This is a genomic window from Algibacter ulvanivorans (assembly GCF_048381495.1).
Lineage (GTDB): Bacteria > Bacteroidota > Bacteroidia > Flavobacteriales > Flavobacteriaceae > Algibacter_B > Algibacter_B ulvanivorans.
The window spans coordinates 1-323 of sequence record NZ_JBLWGD010000046.1 but is presented as its reverse complement, the minus strand read 5'-3'; the positions used below and the strand labels follow the sequence as shown (position 1 = coordinate 323).

1 protein-coding gene is annotated in these 323 nt (G+C 34.1%); it reads left to right on the top strand.

What is annotated here, in order from left to right; genetic code table 11:
- Positions 1 to 323, top strand: a 323-nt coding sequence (locus ACNG5D_RS15925) for a hypothetical protein (RefSeq protein WP_418184517.1), incomplete at both ends; no start/stop codon positions are given.

The window sequence follows — 323 nt, the reverse complement described above, 5'->3', positions numbered from 1 at the left end:
CAAGTCCTTGTTCAACATATCCTATGGATGTAGAATATATAGTTGAAGGTGTTTCGGGAAGTGGTTCAGGCTCAATTACTATAGCATCAGGTGATAGTTTAGAGTTAAGTGTTGTTCAAGAAGATGTGGATTTTACAATCACACTACCAGACGGCAGCATTGTAAATGGAGATTACAATTTAGGAGTAACAAGTACATCTCAATCAGGTTTATATACTTTTGAATCTGAATCTGGATGTGTTAAAACATTAGATGTAAATATAGTTGATGATTCTATTTGCGCAATACACCCATTAACCCAAGAATATAAAATAAATGGCGAA